Below are 17,046 nucleotides of genomic sequence, written 5' to 3'. Positions count from 1 at the left end.
CAACGCCAGTCACTAAAGGATATGGCGGAGTTAAGAATATAATGGAGAATCCCGCACCGGACGGCCGGGTTTGAGGGTCAGATAAGCCCCAACAGGCTTGGAGTCAATCGCCAGGGTCAGAATTTGACAATCACCGACAAGACAATGATGATCATAAGTAGTGTCGGAACTTCGTTCATCAAGCGATAGCGCCGCCCGCTTAGCGCATCCCCCCTCATCAGGGCCCGCCGCTGACCAGCGCACCATCCATGAAATCCTGTCATCATCAGCACGCTGACGGCTTTGACCCATGGCCAGAGTAAAGACCAGTCAACGATACCCGGTGTTACCACGAGACATATTCCGCTGACCCATGTTGCTATCATTGCTGGGCGCATGATCAGACGAAAAAGCTTGTCTTCCATCATTGAAAGACTGTCGCCGGGTTCACCTTCACCCGTTCCTCGTTCCGCATGATAGACGAACAGGCGTGGCAGATAGAACAGGCCCGCCATCCAGGACAGCACGGCCATCACATGGAATGCCTTCACGTAAGGATAAATCGTAGTGAGCAGATCAGTCATCGGTTCTCCCCTGCGCGATCTGCTCTAAATAATAAGAAGAGAAAAAGAAATGTTGTTGTTGTAAGGGCTGGGGAGAACAGGATCATCCGCTTCTCTACATGTTTTTCCACGAAACGCATACCTGTGGACAAGTATGTTTGAAATCGACAGTTTCACAAAAAATCATTTAAATACATTATGTTAGTATGTGAATAACTTTAAGGAATGTTGCCTGTGGCTAAATTTATCAACAATTTTAATGTTAACGTAGCAGGGTTATCCACTTGTGGACAACGCCGCCTCGTTCCTCTTTCGTCCCAGGGCAACCAGGGATGGTTCGCGGCAGAACCCAGCCTATGAACAGCTTCCCCTCAAGATATCCAAAGGTTTCATCCACAGGGGTGAGTCTGCCATGCCACAACGGCGCCCTGTCTCTCGCGAAAGATCTTTTCTCCCAGGATATCGGATCATACTCTGTTACAACCCTGACAGATGGCAAAGGCATAGCGAGCAATGACCGAAGATTCGCCCGTCAGCCAGATCCAGCATGCTCCCTTGGCTGGTGTGATCGGCTGGCCGATCGCGCATTCGAGATCACCGATCCTTCACGGGTATTGGCTGAAACGCTATTCCATCGATGGGCACTACATACCGATGCCCGTATTGCCGGAGAATCTGGCCGAGACTTTGCGTGCCCTTCCACGGCTTGGATTTGTGGGCGTCAATGTTACCATTCCGCATAAGGAGGCGGTACTGACGCTTGCCGATGTGGTCACCGATCGCGCGGCATTGATCGGTGCAGCGAATACCCTGATTTTTCGTCCGGATGGCAAGATTCATGCGGACAATACCGATGGCTACGGTTTCATTGCGAATCTGCGCCATTCCATCCCGGAATGGAACCCGGATCAGGGACCTGCCGCAGTGATCGGTGCCGGAGGCGCCGCTCGTGCCGTGGTCGCATCCTTGCTGGATAGCGGCGTGGCCGAACTCAGGATCTCCAATCGTACACGGGTCCGTTCCGAGCAGATCCGGGCAGAGTTCGGTGCGCGTGTGATTGTTTATGACTGGGCGCAGGCAGGCAACATGCTGGAAAACGCGACTACGGTAGTCAACGCGACTTCCCTGGGGATGCAGGGCAAGCAACCCTTGCGGATTCCGCTTGACGCATTGTCCGCGGACGCCCTGGTAACCGACCTGGTATATACGCCTCTGGTCACGCCTTTTCTGGCTGAGGCGCAGATACGTGGATGCCGCACGGTGGACGGCTTGGGCATGCTGCTGCATCAGGCCGCACCGGGTTTTGAACGATGGTTTGGCCAGCGTCCGGCCATCGATGACGAAACACGCCGGGTTTTGCTTGAATGACGTATAAGCTCGGTCTGACAGGAAGCATAGGAATGGGAAAATCCACGACGGCCCGAATGTTTCGGGATATGGGTTTTCCGGTCTGGGATGCTGATGAGGCTGTGCATCGACTATATGCGTCAGGCGGCGCCGCAGTTGCACCCATAGCCGCGATGTTCCCCACTGCTCTCGATAATGGCGGTATAGATCGCAAGGCGTTGAAACTGGCATTGGCCAACGACCCCGAAGCAATAGAGCGCCTGGAGGCTGTCGTTCATCCACTGGTGGCTAAGGACCGTGAAAATTTTTTGCAGAAACATAGTGATAGCCCGCTTGCGGTGCTGGACATTCCGCTGCTTTTCGAAAAAGGGTCGGAATGGCAGTTCGATGGTGTGGCGGTTGTTTCCACTGACGCGGATACCCAACGTAACCGGGTGCTGTCCCGGCCGGGTATGACGGAAAAGCATTTCGAGATGATCCACGCCCGACAGATGCCTGATGCGGAAAAACGCGCGCGCGCGGACTGGATTATCCCGACCGATACGCTGGAAAGCGCACGCGCTGCAGTGGAACGAATTTGCAACGAGATCGTAACTGATGCGTGAGATTGTTCTGGATACCGAAACCACCGGCTTCGACGCCGAAAAGGACGACCGCATCGTCGAAATCGGTGCACTGGAACTGTTCAATCACCTGCCCACGGGCAGGACCTTTCACGTCTACATAAATCCGGAACGCTCCATGCCGACCGAGGCTTTTGAAGTACACGGCCTCGGCGATGACTTCCTGCGCGACAAGCCGAAATTTTCCGAGATAGCGCAGGATTTTCTGGATTTCGTGGGCGACGATTCCAAACTGGTGATCCATAACGCCAGCTTCGACATGAAATTCCTGAATGCCGAGCTGAAACGCGCAGGTCTGCCCGTGCTCCCGTGGGGCCGGGCGCTCGATTCGCTGGCGCTGGCACGCGAGAAATTTCCCGGCGCACCCGCGTCCCTGGACGCGCTTTGCAGGCGCTTTGGCGTGGATAATTCCGGGCGTGAATTGCACGGTGCCTTGCTCGATTCCGAGCTTCTGGCAGAGGTATATCTCGAACTTATCGGTGGTCGGCAACCCGACCTCGTGCTGGATCAACCGAGCCAAAAGCAAAGCCAGGATCGGACAGACACGATCACGGCGCGTCCTTTATCACGCCCTGCACCACTCCCCTCTCGTCTGACCGAGGCAGAGGCAGCCGCGCATGCCGAATTCGTTTCGAAACTCGGCGAGGCATCGATCTGGGCGCGTTACTCAGATTGAGATCGCGTCGGATCCGTTTTCGGATCTCATCAGACGCAAATTTGAGGAAAGGCCAATGTTGTATGTGTTCCGAGAGTTCTGGTTATTCTGGCGAGCGGTCTTCGATCGTATGGACAGGAGCCACATGGGCCTCATCGCTGCAGGAGTGGCTTTCTACGCCATGTTCGCGGTATTTCCGGGTCTGGCCGCGATCATAGCGCTCTGGAGCCTCTGGTTCGATCCGAACGTCATCATGACTTACGTGGAGGTCGCGCATGAATTCCTGCCGGATGGTGCGGCGGAAATTATCGACACGCAGATAAGATCGCTGACTGCGGCGGGACGAACCTCCATCGGATGGACCTCCCTGATCTCATTCCTGATTGCCACTATTTCAGCGCGCGCTGGTGTCGATGCATTGATACGTGGACTGAACGCCGCGCATGGCGTACGCCGGCGCTCGACGATCTTTGCCTTTATCCGGGCATATCTTCTGACATTGGCGATCGTCGGAATATCGCTGGCCGGGATGGCCACGATCGTCATTGTACCGATCCTGTTGAATTTCATGGTTCTTGCGCCGATCAGGGCCTGGCTGCTGACTGCATTGCCCTGGGCCGGGATGTTTGTGCTGGTCATTCTGGGGATCGGTATCATCTACCGCTACGGCCCGAATGTGAGAGCGCGGCGAACACCTTTGCTGACCTGGGGCGGGTTGTTTGCCGCGCTGCTATGGGCGGCGGCCTCCATCGGCTTTTCCGCCTATCTTGGCAGCTTCAACAGCTATAACCGAATCTACGGCTCCATCGGCACGGTGGTTGCATTGCTGATGTGGTTCTATCTCGCGGGCTTTTCAGTGCTGCTGGGCGCGGTGATCAACATCGAACTCGCCCATCGCAAACGCCTGATTGCCGTGCGCGAGGCGCGGCTGTCCATCGATGCGGATTGAACCTGTATTCGCCTAGACCTCCAGCCCTTCCGTCGTGGCAAAGAACATTGCCTGGGAGACGGCCGAGCGGACCTGTTCCTCGCTATAAGGCTTCGAGATAAGGAAAGCAGGCTCGGGTCGGTCCCCGGTCAGCAGACGATCCGGGAAAGCGGTGATGAAGATCACCGGCACTTCTCCAAGATCTCGCAGCAGGTCATTGACCGCGTCGATCCCCGAGGATCCGTCGGCAAGCTGAATATCGGCAAGTATCAGGTCAGGACGCTCGTTTCCGGCCAGTTCGATGGCGGCGGAATGGGTGCGGGCGATACCGGTGACGTCATGCCCCATTGCCTGGACGATGCCCTTGAGATCCATGGCGATGATGGTTTCGTCCTCGATCACCATGACCCGGCCCGCTATCGCATCGCTCATCTCGTTCAGGGCGATTTGAACCAGTTCTTCCGCCTCGGGCTGGCCGATATCCATGATATGGGCGATCTGATCGTAGCGCAGCTCTTCGATGGTCCGCAAAAGCAGGGCTTCCCGGGAGTTCGGGGTGAGCTTGCGCAGACGGTCCTGGGCGCCTTTTTCCCGCGACGACAACCCGCTTTCCTCGACCGGCTGGCCGGAGCTCTGCCAGATTGCATGAAAGGCGCGGAACAGGCCGATCCGCGTGTCGGTCTCGCCGTCGAGTACCGAGCGATCGGAAAGTATGGCCTCAAGGGTCGCGGCGGCATAGTTGTCGCCTGCCTTCTGACTGCCGGTCAATGCGCGTGCATATCGGCGCAGATACGGAAGCTCGCGCCCGACGGATTGGGCAAGATTAGCAGCGGACATGACGTCTATCCTCAAATTTCTCAGGTTGCACGGAACCATCATCCACCCCTACATGTTGGAGAGGTGGCGCACAAGATTACCGGGGCTAACGAAAAGATGACACCTAAGAGAGAAGACAATCGCAGGGACGCGATCCAGAAGCAGATCGATGAAAACTTGCGACGGGTGTATGAACAGGACAGCTCCGACGAAATTCCCGATCGTTTTCTTGAATTGCTGCAAAAGCTGCGCGAGCAGGAGTAACATATGGTACCTGCCGATAAATCCGGCGGTGAGCGCAAAGACGCCATCGCCCAGTCCGATCCGCGCGATGAACTGGTCAATCATCTTCCCGCGTTGCGCGCCTTTGCGCTGTCGCTGACCCGCGAAGGTGCGTCAGCGGACGATCTTGTGCAGGACACTATCGTCAAGGCTTGGACAAATATGGATAAATTCCAGGCCGGAACCAACCTGCGGGCTTGGCTTTTCACGATCCTGCGCAACACTTTCTATTCCGCGCGCCGCAAGACCAAGCGGGAGGTCAGCGACAGCGACGGCATTCATGCTGCGCGGCTTTCGGAGCGCCCGGAACATGACGGACGCCTTGCACTACGCGATTTCCGTGTGGCATTCGAGCAACTGCCGGACGAACAGCGCGAGGCATTGATTCTCGTAGGTGCTTCGGGTTTTTCTTACGAGGAAGTCGCCGAGATGACCGGGGTGGCTATCGGAACCGTGAAGTCGCGTGCAAATCGCGGTCGGCGCAAATTGGCCGAACTGCTGCATCTGGAAGAGAATGAAGAGTTTAGCATGAATGATCAGGTCACTCTTGCCGTGATGGCACCGAATCAACCCGTGCGCCGTTGACGCTGGCCAAGCGGTGCTCCTGCGACGCCTGACCGAACGGCTGGAATTCACCAAGCGGCTTGGCTTTCGCCTTGGTACGCTGCTTTCGGTTGCGATTCTTCCGATTGGCCTGATTTCACTGGTCCAGAACCTGAACCTGTCACGCGAAGCGGAGCGTAGCGCCGAGATCGCAATCCTGGGCCGGACCGCTTCCGCAGCCGCAGGTGAGCGGGCGCTTTTGCAAAGTGCCCTGGGATCGGCCGATGCCCTGGGTCCGGGCGTGCTGGACGCCATGGATCAGCAGCGAAGCTGCTCCGATCTCATGCGAAACTTCATTGAACGCAGTGCAACCTATGTTTATGCGGGCTTCGTGCCGATGAACGGGCTTAGCACCTGTAATTCCAACCCGGGTTCCGCCGGCGTCACTGATCTGCGTTTTTCCCCGGCCCATGAAAAATTCGTTGCAGAACCGGGAACGCTGGTTACGTCGCTGGATACGGGACCGGGCGGCGATTATTCCGTGGTCCAGGTGATGCAGCCGCTTTACCGCGATCGCGAATTGCTTGGATATATAGCCGTAGCATTGACTCATGAACTTCTGCGCTCGACCCACTCGATCAGCTTCGGCACGGAGGGCGCGAAGATCGCGACCTTCAACCATCGGGGCGAGATCCTGACCGCAGACAGCAGCTCTAGCGACAGCGCCACCGACATCCTTCCGCAGGGAACGGATTTGGTCAGCCTGCTGTCAAAGACCGAGACGACCTTCCGAGACTACTCGAATTCAGGAGAATTACGGGTTTTTACCGTGGTTCCGGTTGTGCCGGGCCTGGTCTATGCGCTTGGTAGCTGGAGCCCGAAAATAGCCGGGATCGGAGTCCTGCAATTGTCGCGTTTCGGGGCGGTTCTGTTCCCCGTTACCCTGTGGCTGGTATCGCTTGCGGTTGCCTATTTCGCGGTATTCCGCCTCGTCCTGCGCCATATCAGCGAGCTTCGTGGCCAGATGCGCCGTTTTGCGATCGGCAACCGGAATATCGCCCCGCCGGTTCTGTCCGACGCGCCGACGGAGATCGCCGATGTCAGCCAGACATTCCACAACATGGCTCGCATCCTGATCCGCGACGAAGAAGCGATGGAGGCTGCGGTTACCGAAAAGACCGTGCTGCTGAAAGAGCTTCATCACCGGGTGAAGAACAATCTTCAGCTGATCGGTTCGATCATAAACATGCAAAGCCGCGTTATCGAGGATAACGACGCCAAGCGCGTTCTGCGCTCGGTCCAGGATCGGGTGGCGGCGCTTGCCACGATCTATCGCAATCTCTACCAGGCCGAGCATCTCGATGCGGTCGAGGCAGACCGGCTTCTGGGTGACATCATCAACCAGATGGTGAATGTATCGGTCGAACCCGGATCGAATCTGAGGGTCGATACCAAGCTTGAACCCCTGACATTGCTTCCCGATCAGGCGGTTCCGTTGTCGCTACTGGCGACCGAGGCTTTTACAAATGCCCTGAAATATGCCGGCAAGCCCGATGGCGAAAGCGCGGCATGGGTGCGGGTAAGCCTGACCAAGGTCGAAAGGGACAGGGGAGTTCTGGAAATCGTGAACTCCATCGGCGGGCGAGAGAACGAGGCCGAGGGAACCGGCCTTGGCAGCCAGCTGATCGAGGCATTCTCGACCCAGCTTGAAGGTGAAGCCAGTTTCGGAGAGGAGGGAAATACATTCGTGATGCGCTTGCCCTTCCGGATCGAGGCGCCCAAGCCGAATATTCAGCCGGATGTCAAGAAAATAGTGCTGACGTCGGCCGCGCGGGACGGCGCGCGGCACTGACATCTCCGGAAACACTTGACCCGGTCCCCAAGGCATGGTTGCACAAGCGCGCGGTCAGTTTATTTTGATGAGTATGATGGATCATGAGGGTACATACGATCTTCGGACCGGCAGGGGGCTGATAGCCTGTCCGCGCTGCGATGCCCTGCATGTCGAGAAAGAGCTCACAGCAGGCGAAACCGCGCGTTGTGTCCGGTGCGGGACAGTTCTGGCCAATCCGCGCAGCGGGGCATTCGTGCAACTTATCGCGCTGGCATTCACGTCGATGGTGCTGATGCTGGGCGCGGTCTTTTTCCCTTTCCTTGAAATATCGCGGATGGGTTTTGGCAATGCGACGTCGCTGTTCGGTGTAGCGCTGGCCTTTGCAGAAGGCATATTGTTGCCGCTGGTGCTGGCGGTGCTGATCATGATCGTCGGCCTGCCGGTTCTGCGGTCGTTCCTGCTGCTTTATACGCTGGTGCCGCTTGCCCAGGGCAGACCCGCACATCGTCACGCAGCCACGGCCTTTCGTATCTCTGAACATCTCCGCCCATGGTCGATGGCCGAGATATTCGTCATCGGCACCTCGGTTGCGCTGGTTAAGGTCGCGGGGCTGGCAAGTGTGCATCTCGGTCCCGCATTCTGGGCCTTTTGTGCCCTGATATTCGTCAACCTCGCCTCGCGTGGATTCATGTGCCAGGCGACAATCTGGGACGCGATCGAGGATAGCGGCGGCAAGACGGATGGCCGTGAACTGGTCGAGGCCCCGAAGCCCGAAACGGTGCGGTCATGAGCGGCGCATCGGATCTGCGCGGCAGTGGACCCGTCCTCACCGCGCATCGCGCCGGACTGCTTGGCTGCCACAGTTGCGGCCGGGTCTGGCCGGCCGAACAGAAAACCTGCGCTCGCTGCGGCGAACATCTGTCCCCCCCGGACCGGAGGAAGCTGCAATATGTCTGGGCCTGGCTGTGCGCGGGCATCATAACCTATATCCCGGCCAATATCTTCCCGATGATGAGCACGCAGACCTTCGCCGGTTTGCAGGGTAGTTCCGAAGCAACCATTCTCGAAGGCGTGGTGGAACTGATCCATCACGGCAGCTATGATATCGCGGCAGTCGTGTTCGTCGCATCCATCATCGTTCCGATAGCCAAGTTCGTGGCGATCAGTTGGCTGGCGCTGGTCGCGGGAAAGCCCGCCACGGCCGAACAGGCGCATACCCGGCTGAAGGTCTACGAGGTTGTCGAATTCATCGGGCGCTGGTCGATGATCGACGTTTTCGTGGTCGCGATCCTGTCGGCGCTTGTGCAATTGGGTTTCGTTGCCTCGATTCATCCAGGCCCTGCCGCGGTTTCCTTTGCCCTGTCAGTTGCTTTCACGATGCTTTCGGCGCAAAGTTTCGATCCAAGACTGATCTGGCGCGGGCTTCCGTTGCGTAGCCGCGAAAACAAGAACGACGGGCAGGAATCACAGGCAGAATGAGCGATACCCAACCGCCGCTGAAACCGGCAAGTCCAGTCCGCAAGACCGCGACCAGAGCGGCACAGGCCGGAGTCAACGTGATCTGGCTGGTGCCCATTCTGGCACTGGTCGTGACTCTTGCGGTCGCATGGAATTCCTATGCCAATCGCGGAGCCCTGATCGAGGTTGAATTCGCGGATGCGACCGGCATCACACCGGGCGAAACAACACTGCGTTTTCGCGAGATCACCGTCGGACAGGTCGAGTCGGTGAAGTTCACCTCCGATCTTTCCAGGGTCAGTGTTGAACTGCGCGTCGATCCCGATGTTGCGAAATATATCGATAACGAGGCAACGTTCTGGATTGTCCGCCCCCAGGTTACCGCGCAGGGGGTGACACGGCTGGACACGGTGCTGACCGGCGCTTTCATCGAGGGCTATTGGGATGCCGAGGTCAGCGGCAAGCAGACCAAATTCACCGGGCTGGAACGCCCCCCCCTTGTTCGCAGTGATGCCGAGGGAAGCTGGATCGTGCTGCAGATGGACAGCGCCGACGGTCTCAGCGAGGGCGCGCCGGTTCTTTATCGCGGCGTGCAGGTGGGCCGAATGGACAATATCCGCCTGTCCGAGAACGAAGACCGGGTATTGGCCAATGCCTTTATCGAGGCGCCGCATGACGAACGCCTGAGCAGCGCGACCGTGTTCTGGGATACTTCGGGCTTCTCCCTGTCACTCGGAACGCGCGGGGTTTCCTTCAATGTGAACTCTCTTTCATCGCTTCTGCAGGGTGGTGTCGCCTTCGATACGCTTGTCAGCGGGGGCAAGCCGGTCGAGACAGGGCAAGTCTTTACGGTTCAGCCGGACGAGGAGACGGCCCGGAGCAATCTTTTCGTCGAGGACGAGACCAAGCAATTGCACCTGAATGTTCTGGTCGACAATTCCGTGGGCGGACTCGCCAAGGGCTCGGATGTCGAGTTTCTCGGGCTGAAGGTCGGCACCGTCACTGATCTTGCCGTTTACGTCGAGGAAGAACCCGAACCTGTCACACTGCAGCAAGTGACGATAGCCATATCCCCAAGTCGCCTTGGGCTGGCAAGCGATGCCACGGCGGAGGACGCGCTGGCTTTCCTTCAGGATTCGGTCAGATCGGGGCTGCGCGCGCGCGTTGCCAGCACTGGCTTCTTCGGTAGCGCGTTGATGATCGAACTGGTGAACGTTCCGACCGCCCCCGAGGCGGAGATTGACATGGACGCCAAGCCCTATCCGATCATCCCGGCGGTCGAAGGCGATATTTCGGATTTCACCGAGACGGCGGAGGGATTCATGAGCCGTGTCGGCGAACTGCCGATAGAGGAAGTGCTGAAATCCGCAACGGACATGATGAACAGCATCACCGCTTTGACCAGTTCGCAAGACACGCGGGCGCTTCCGGAAAGTCTGCGCAAGACGGTTGACGAGGCGCAGACGACACTGACCGATATCCGCGAGATGGTTCAGGAACTGCGCGATTCCGGCGCGACCGAAAACGCGGGCACCGCGCTGGCATCTGCCAGCGAGATTGCCGACAAGTTGAACAAGGCGGCAGACCGCCTGCCCACGATCCTCGAATCGCTGGAAAAAGCGTCCGGCTCGGTGCAGGACGTGGATTTCGCCTCGATCGGGGCGCAACTGGATGCGACCCTGCAGGATCTGCGTGACGTGATCGGAACGCCGGAGGCAGAGGCCCTGCCCGCCAAGATAAGTTCCCTGGTCGATACCCTGGATAGCGCGGCGTCACAGATCGATACGCTTGCGACCGAAATCCAGCAATCCGGTGCAGGTGCCAATATGGGTAAGATGATCGACGAGGCGACCGCCGCCTTTGAATCGGTGCAGGTGGCTGCCGAGGATGTTCCGGCGATGGTTGACGATATCGAAGAGGTTGCCGCCAGCGTCAAGGAGATCGATTTTGCCGCAATCGGCACCCAGGTCGAGGGTATCGTGGCCGACCTGCGTGCGATGCTGGGCAGCGAGGATGCCGAGGCATTGCCGCGCAACCTGTCGGATACGTTGGAGGCGGCGGCCGGCCTGTTGAACGATCTGCGTGAGGGCAACGCGGCGGGCAGCCTGAACAACGCACTGGATTCGGCAAGTGTAGCGGCGGATGAAATCGCCGAAGCAGTGCAGGATCTGCCTGATCTGATCACGCGGCTACAGGCGACCGCTGCGCGCGCCGATGCTGTATTGGCCGCATATGGCAACCGCTCCGCCTTCAACAGCGAAGCAATCAACATGCTGCGCGAGCTGCGCCGGGCGACGGAGTCCTTCGGTTCGCTCGCACGGATGATCGAACGTAATCCGCGCGCCTTCATTCTGGGACGATGACATGATCATTAAACGCATTTCCGCCGAACGAATCCCTGCCGCGTTGCTTTTGGGCGTGTTGCTGTCGCTCGCGGCCTGTTCGAACCCGGAAAAGACCGGGCGTTTCCTGATCGACCCTCCCGCAGTGCAGGCGCAGGTGCCGAACCGGCTGGGAACGGCGGAGCTGAAGGATGTATCACTACCGGAATATGCTGCGGATCAGGAAGTGATGTGGCAGACCGAAGACGGCGCAGTTCGCTCCAACCCCGACAATTTATGGGCGGATAGTCCTCAACGTGGCTTCACCATGGCGTTGGCGCGCGAGATATCCAATGTCTCGGGAGCGACCGTCATCGGAGAACCATGGCCGCTCGCCGAGCCCCCGCAGCGTGTGTTGGAGGTTCGGGTAGAGAAGGCGCTGGCACAGGCGGACGGTATCTATCGGTTGAGCGGTCGCTATTTTGTCTCGGAAGAGAGCGGCGGAGGCACCAACCATGCTCGCAGTTTCGATATATCCGTGCCGATGAGCAGCAATCAGCCGTCGGCTATAGCCAGGGCCATGTCGCAGGCAATAAGCCAGCTTGCGCAACAGATCGCCGCGCTTGACGGGCCAGGACGCACCATCGCCACGCAAACTCCTCCTGATCCCTTTGCGCTGGACCCGATCTTCTGACCCGATGGGGCAATCAACCCTTTCGTTTACGGGCCTGACCCCCCATATTGCGACCAACAATTGATACGAGCCGTTTGGGGGCAATATGACAATGCTGTTCGAAGGCGCGCAGGATGCGCCGCAGACTGGCGATTTCATCCGTGATGTGACCGAAGCCGATTTCATGGCCGAGGTAGTCGAGAAATCCATGGAAGTTCCGGTCATCGTGGATTTCTGGGCGCCTTGGTGCGGCCCATGCAAGACATTGGGGCCGCAGCTTGAGGCCGAGGTTGCACGACACAAGGGCCGTGTTCGCATGGCCAAGGTCGACATAGACCAGAACCAGATGATCGCGGCGCAGCTGCGGGTGCAGTCGGTTCCCACGGTTTATGCCTTTTTCCAGGGCCGACCGGTGGACGCCTTTCAGGGCGCGGTTCCGCAAAGCCAGATCAAGCAGTTCGTCGAGAAGCTGGTTGCGCTTGGCGGCGATGATGGCGGGCTGTCCGAAGCCCTGGCTGCCGCCGAATCGATGCTGGAAGAGGGTGCTGCCTCCGACGCGATCGAAACCTTTGCCGCTATCGTCGGCGAGGAGGCCGAGAACGCCGAGGCCTGGGGCGGGCTGATCCGCGCCCATCTGGCGGCGGGCGATACTGCTGCGGCTGCCTCGACCTTGCAGCAGGTGCCTTCTCAGATTACGGGAGCCGCACCGGTGGAGGCCGCGCGGGCACAGTTGCAACTTGCCCAACAGGCGGAGAGTGCCGGTCCTCTGGACGATCTGCAGGCCAGGGTCGAGGCGAAGCCGGACGATCAGCAGACGCGCCTTGAATATGCGCAGGCGCTTCACGCTGCGGGGCAGGTAGAGGCGGCGGTCGAGGTTCTGCTGGACAGCTTCCGCCGCGACCGGGACTGGAACGACGGAGCTGCGAAGGCTCAGCTTCTGACGATTTTCGACAGCCTCAAGCCGAATGATCCGATCGGCCAGAAAGGCCGCCGGAGGCTGTCCTCGCTGATTTTCGCCTGATGGGCTTCCGCTTCGATCTGCCCTCGCGGATCGCCTTGTTTCCGCTGTGCGAGGTGGTGATGTTGCCTCGCGCCAAGCTGCCATTGCATATTTTCGAGCCGCGTTACCTGCAGTTGCTGGACGACGCACTCAAGACCGATCACCGTCTGATTGGCATGATCCAGCCTGATGACGGGTCAGTGGCCGGTATCGGCAGCGCGGGGCGCGTCATCGCGTTCTCGGAAAGTGAGGATGGGCGGATGATGATCTCGCTTCGGGCAGTGTCGCGCTTTCGCCTGACCAGAATCGAGGACGGCTTCGCGCCCTATCAGCAGGCCCAGGTGGATTGGACGGGTTTCGAAAGGGATCTCAGGGGGCCGGAAACCGATCCCGGTCTTGACCGCCCGGCATTTCTGGACAGGCTGCGCCGCTATATCGAAACACACCAGCTTTCAACCGATCTGGAAGCGGCAGCCAAGGCCACGGATGAAATCCTGATCAACGCATTCTCGATGATGCTGCCCTTTTCATCCGGCGAAAAGCAGGCCTTACTGGAAGCCCGAACCCTTACCGAACGCCGCGTCCTGCTGGAAGGGCTGATCGACTACGCGCTGCATGGCGGTGAAAACGAAGAGCCCTTGCAATGACTGATGCCCCGACACCCCAATTCGACCGCCATATGCTGGAGGCTCTGGTTTGCCCGGTAACGCATGCCGTGCTGCATTACGATGCCGAACGACAAGAGCTGATTTCGAAACCCGCCGGGCTCGCCTTTCCGATACATGCGGGTATCCCGATCATGCTGATCGACGAAGCGCGTCAGATCAAGGCGGACTGACGGCGCGATGATCCGTCCCCGCCTTCCCTTTTGGATGACCTCGCTGATCCTGCTGTGCTGCCTGATCGAAGCGGTTCTTTCGCTTGCCCCGATGTTCGGATACGGCGTCCTGCGGCCAATGGCGAACATGACCGGAGGGTTCTGGTCGCCATTGTTGTCGCGCGGTGGCGGACTGTATCCCGGCCAGCCCCTGCTGATGTTTCTGACCTATGGCCTGTTGCATGGCGGACTGATGCATTTGGCGATGAACATGATCTCGCTCGCAGCGGTTGGCAGGGAGCTTGCAAGATTCATGCGGCCCTGGCCGCTATTTGTCGTCTATCTGGTATCGCAGATCGCCGCGGGCCTGTTGTTTGCGCTGATGTCTCCGGCTCCGGGTCCGATGGTCGGGGCTTCGGGGGCGATCTTCGGCCTTGCCGGAGCCTTGTTCGGGCAGGCGATCAAGTGGCGCCGCGTACGCGGCATGTCTATGTGGCCGATATGGCGGGCCGTGCTGATCGTCGGCGGGCTGAATATCGCCCTGACCCTGCTGGTGCCGCAAATCGCGTGGCAGGCCCATCTGGGCGGGATCATTGCCGGGTTTGCCCTGGGTCTGCTTTGGCCGCTGAGGCGTGATCGCCATCGGGTTGAGGCTTTGCGTTAGGCGGATCCGGGCAGCAGTTCCACGATTCGGCGGATTGCCGAAAAACACGTTTTCATGGGGTCGGTGTGGCTCGACATGCCCTGATGTCGCGGCTAGGCTCCGCCACAAAGGAGCCTGCCCATGTTCACACTCGCCACCTGGAACATCAACTCTGTCCGCCTGCGCGAGGGCCTTGTCGCCCGGCTTCTGCGCGAGGAAAGCCCCGATATCCTCTGCCTGCAGGAATGCAAGTCCCCGGTCGAGATGATCCCGATGGAGACATTCCGGGAGCTTGGCTATGAACATATCGTCGCGCGAGGACAAAAGGGGTATAACGGCGTCGCTATCCTGTCGCGACTGCCGATCGAGGATGCGGGTGACCGCGACTACGCAAGGCTTGGACATGCGCGCCATGTCGCGGCACGGCTGGAAAACGGCATCGTCATCCACAACATGTATATCCCTGCGGGCGGTGACATCCCCGACCGCGAACTGAACGAGAAATTCGGCCAGAAGCTGGATTTCGTCGCTGAGATGCGCGATGTTTTCCACGCCGACCGGCCCAAGCGCTCGATCATGGTCGGCGATTTCAACATCGCCCCCCGCGAGGACGACGTCTGGTCGCACAAGCAATTGCTGAAGGTCGTCAGCCACACTCCTATCGAGGTCGAGCATCTTCTGGATGCGCAGGCTGCGGGCGAATGGGTCGATATCACCCGCAACGACATCCCCGAGGGACAGCTTTATTCCTGGTGGAGCTATCGCGCGCGCGATTGGGATGCGGCTGACAAGGGCCGGCGGCTGGATCATATCTGGGCCAGCAGCGATATTGCCAATGCGGGCCATGGCAGCCGGGTGCTGCGCGATGCGCGTGGCTGGGAAAAGCCAAGCGACCACGCGCCGGTATTCGCCAGCTTCGATCTGTAAATCCGCTCGGATACGATACGGTTGACCGTTGTCTCGCCGCGCCTGCGGCGGGTAGTATTTGCTTGCCGCGAACCGGCAGGAACACGCTGTCTTGCGCTTTGGTCGTGGCGAAGTGCCCAAGTTGAATAAAATGCAAGGCGAACATTGTTTGTAAGCCTTTGGGCATTCGTGTTTTATCAACTCCACGCAGGCATAAGTGACGAACGCAACCCTGCGTATGAATAGAAATTCCCCGCTGGTCAGAAGGCCATATCGAACGAAACCGCGGCGTAAAACCGCCGCAATCAAACGGAGGTCTATATGACCAGCATTCTGACGAATAACGGCGCGATTATTGCTCTTCAGACCCTGAAGATGACCAACAAGTACCTGGCAAAAACCCAGAATGAAATCTCGACCGGCAAGAAAATCAACACTGCCGCCGATGGTTCGGCAGTCTGGTCTGTGGCCAAGACCATGGAATCCGACCGCGACATGTTCAAGGTCATCGGGGACGGCTTGAACGTCGCCACCGAAGTCGTCAGCACCGCGCGTGCGAACGCCAAAGAGATTGTCGATGATCTGGACAAGATCAAGCAACGGCTTGGCGCCTCGTTCAACCCGGATCAGGACGCAAAAACGAACTGGAATGAAATCAAGGAACTGGTCGACGGCATCAAGGGCAAGATCAACAATGCCCAGATCAGCGGGGTGAACCTGCTGAAAAAGGACGGCATTGGCGCGGGCAAGAACACCTATACCGTTCTGGCCTCGCTTGATCGCAGCTATGGCAAGGTGACGACGGAACAAACCGTCATCAATGTCGAATCTGCGGATCTTTCCGAAAAAGTCCTGAAACTGCTGGAGTCTTGGAAAGCCATCGAAACCTCTGACGCAGCGCGTGCCCTTATCTCGGGTGAGGTGCCGAACGTTCCCAAGTACGTGAAAGCTGATTTCGATAAGGAAGTGGCAGTCTATAACCATGCCGACACCACCGACGAGACCAAGGCAGCCATCGAGGCAAAATACACGATCGGCAATGTAAAAGGTAAGGATATCCTGGGCAAAACCTTTACTGACGCGGACGGTTTCAAGGCCGAATATACCTCGGACAAGACCGGTATCGCGAGCGGTGCTCCGGTTGATTTCGATACCTACGCGTCGGAACAGGCGATCTACGCAACCGCAACCACAACCGCAGAGCGGAAAGCCGAGCTTGAAGCAAAATATACGGTTGGCGATGTGAAAGGTGCCGATGTTCTGGGCACGAAGATCGAAAAACGCGCCGACTACGAAGCGGAATATGCCGGTGACGCCCTGATCTCCAAATCCATCGAATCCCTGCATGCCGTTGCAAAGGAAGCGGTGGCCTATCTTGGTGCCAAGCAGGCTCGGATCCAGTCGCAGACGGAGTCTGTCGGCCGACTCGCCGACTCGTTGACCACCGCCATCGGTGCGATGGTTGATGCGGATCTTGAAGAGGCGTCGGCCCGTCTGCAGGCCCTGCAAACCCAGCAGCAGCTTGGCATTCAGGCCCTGTCGATTGCCAACCAGGCACCGCAGTCGGTTCTGTCGCTGTTCCGCTAAGATCGCGGCCTGACCAATCAGTAGCCGGGGCGGTTCGCCCGCCCCGGCTCGATATAAACACCGAATAAGGG

Annotated in this window: 19 protein-coding genes; 17 read left to right on the top strand and 2 right to left on the bottom strand. The window is 58.6% G+C overall.

Annotated elements, in window-relative coordinates; all coding sequences use genetic code 11:
- Window positions 1-116: 116 nt before the first annotated feature.
- Window positions 117-563, bottom strand: coding sequence for a CopD family protein (locus tag C9E81_RS09985; RefSeq protein ID WP_122112171.1), 447 nt, complete (start codon window positions 561-563; stop codon window positions 117-119).
- 492 nt (window positions 564-1,055) lie between these two features.
- On the opposite strand from C9E81_RS09985, the gene C9E81_RS09980 reads away from it, so the two are divergent.
- The 4 genes from C9E81_RS09980 to C9E81_RS09965 are packed head-to-tail and all read left to right on the top strand — an operon-like array spanning window position 1,056 to window position 4,116.
- Complete coding sequence (locus C9E81_RS09980; RefSeq protein ID WP_122112170.1) at window positions 1,056-1,910, top strand: shikimate dehydrogenase; 855 nt, start codon at window positions 1,056-1,058, stop codon at window positions 1,908-1,910.
- Window positions 1,907-2,494 (top strand): dephospho-CoA kinase, encoded by a 588-nt coding sequence (gene coaE / locus C9E81_RS09975; protein WP_122112169.1) that lies wholly within the window; start codon window positions 1,907-1,909, stop codon window positions 2,492-2,494. Before C9E81_RS09980 ends, coaE begins: the two co-directional genes overlap by 4 nt.
- On the top strand, window positions 2,487-3,188 hold the full coding sequence (dnaQ, locus tag C9E81_RS09970; RefSeq protein WP_122112168.1) for a DNA polymerase III subunit epsilon: 702 nt from the start codon (window positions 2,487-2,489) through the stop codon (window positions 3,186-3,188). Before coaE ends, dnaQ begins: the two co-directional genes overlap by 8 nt.
- A 55-nt stretch (window positions 3,189-3,243) precedes the next feature.
- Window positions 3,244-4,116 (top strand): YihY/virulence factor BrkB family protein, encoded by an 873-nt coding sequence (locus C9E81_RS09965; protein ID WP_122112167.1) that lies wholly within the window; start codon window positions 3,244-3,246, stop codon window positions 4,114-4,116.
- Window positions 4,117-4,128: 12 nt separating this feature from the next.
- Here the strand turns inward: C9E81_RS09965 and C9E81_RS09960 are convergent, their stop codons facing one another.
- Complete coding sequence (locus C9E81_RS09960; protein WP_122112166.1) at window positions 4,129-4,932, bottom strand: response regulator; 804 nt, start codon at window positions 4,930-4,932, stop codon at window positions 4,129-4,131.
- A 63-nt stretch (window positions 4,933-4,995) separates the two neighbouring features.
- On the opposite strand from C9E81_RS09960, the gene C9E81_RS09955 reads away from it, so the two are divergent.
- The 13 genes from C9E81_RS09955 (at window position 4,996) to C9E81_RS23535 (ending at window position 16,975) form a co-directional block, all read left to right on the top strand.
- Complete coding sequence (locus tag C9E81_RS09955; protein WP_243698594.1) at window positions 4,996-5,175, top strand: NepR family anti-sigma factor; 180 nt, start codon at window positions 4,996-4,998, stop codon at window positions 5,173-5,175.
- 3 nt (window positions 5,176-5,178) lie between these two features.
- Window positions 5,179-5,778, top strand: a complete 600-nt coding sequence (locus C9E81_RS09950) for an RNA polymerase sigma factor (protein ID WP_122112165.1) — start codon at window positions 5,179-5,181, stop codon at window positions 5,776-5,778.
- Between the two features lie 13 nt (window positions 5,779-5,791).
- A complete protein-coding gene (locus C9E81_RS09945; RefSeq protein ID WP_122112164.1) occupies window positions 5,792-7,588 on the top strand; it encodes a sensor histidine kinase in 1,797 nt (598 codons plus the stop codon).
- Between the two features lie 76 nt (window positions 7,589-7,664).
- Window positions 7,665-8,360 (top strand): paraquat-inducible protein A, encoded by a 696-nt coding sequence (locus tag C9E81_RS09940; protein WP_122112416.1) that lies wholly within the window; start codon window positions 7,665-7,667, stop codon window positions 8,358-8,360.
- Window positions 8,357-9,049, top strand: coding sequence for a paraquat-inducible protein A (locus C9E81_RS09935; protein WP_122112163.1), 693 nt, complete (start codon window positions 8,357-8,359; stop codon window positions 9,047-9,049). Before C9E81_RS09940 ends, C9E81_RS09935 begins: the two co-directional genes overlap by 4 nt.
- A complete protein-coding gene (locus C9E81_RS09930; protein WP_122112162.1) occupies window positions 9,046-11,391 on the top strand; it encodes an MlaD family protein in 2,346 nt (781 codons plus the stop codon). The genes C9E81_RS09935 and C9E81_RS09930 overlap by 4 nt, the downstream gene beginning before the upstream one ends.
- Window position 11,392: 1 nt before the next feature.
- Window positions 11,393-12,043 (top strand): PqiC family protein, encoded by a 651-nt coding sequence (locus C9E81_RS09925; RefSeq protein WP_122112161.1) that lies wholly within the window; start codon window positions 11,393-11,395, stop codon window positions 12,041-12,043.
- An 85-nt stretch (window positions 12,044-12,128) separates the two neighbouring features.
- Window positions 12,129-13,043 (top strand): tetratricopeptide repeat protein, encoded by a 915-nt coding sequence (locus C9E81_RS09920; RefSeq protein WP_425010635.1) that lies wholly within the window; start codon window positions 12,129-12,131, stop codon window positions 13,041-13,043.
- The gene (locus tag C9E81_RS09915) at window positions 13,043-13,669 is read left to right on the top strand and encodes an LON peptidase substrate-binding domain-containing protein (protein WP_122112159.1); all 627 of its coding nucleotides are present in this window, start codon (window positions 13,043-13,045) and stop codon (window positions 13,667-13,669) included. Before C9E81_RS09920 ends, C9E81_RS09915 begins: the two co-directional genes overlap by 1 nt.
- Window positions 13,666-13,860, top strand: coding sequence for a Trm112 family protein (locus C9E81_RS09910; RefSeq protein ID WP_122112158.1), 195 nt, complete (start codon window positions 13,666-13,668; stop codon window positions 13,858-13,860). Before C9E81_RS09915 ends, C9E81_RS09910 begins: the two co-directional genes overlap by 4 nt.
- A gap of 7 nt (window positions 13,861-13,867) precedes the next feature.
- Window positions 13,868-14,503 (top strand): rhomboid family intramembrane serine protease, encoded by a 636-nt coding sequence (locus tag C9E81_RS09905; RefSeq protein WP_122112157.1) that lies wholly within the window; start codon window positions 13,868-13,870, stop codon window positions 14,501-14,503.
- Between the two features lie 120 nt (window positions 14,504-14,623).
- Complete coding sequence (locus C9E81_RS09900) at window positions 14,624-15,409, top strand: exodeoxyribonuclease III (protein ID WP_122112156.1); 786 nt, start codon at window positions 14,624-14,626, stop codon at window positions 15,407-15,409.
- Window positions 15,410-15,709: 300 nt separating this feature from the next.
- Complete coding sequence (locus C9E81_RS23535; protein ID WP_122112155.1) at window positions 15,710-16,975, top strand: flagellin; 1,266 nt, start codon at window positions 15,710-15,712, stop codon at window positions 16,973-16,975.
- The last annotated feature ends 71 nt before the right edge of the window (window positions 16,976-17,046 follow it).

This window comes from Paracoccus alkanivorans (assembly GCF_003697785.1).
Taxonomy (GTDB): domain Bacteria; phylum Pseudomonadota; class Alphaproteobacteria; order Rhodobacterales; family Rhodobacteraceae; genus Paracoccus; species Paracoccus alkanivorans.
Note: the sequence above shows the minus strand (reverse complement) of the source record. Positions and strands in the feature narration are given on the sequence as shown.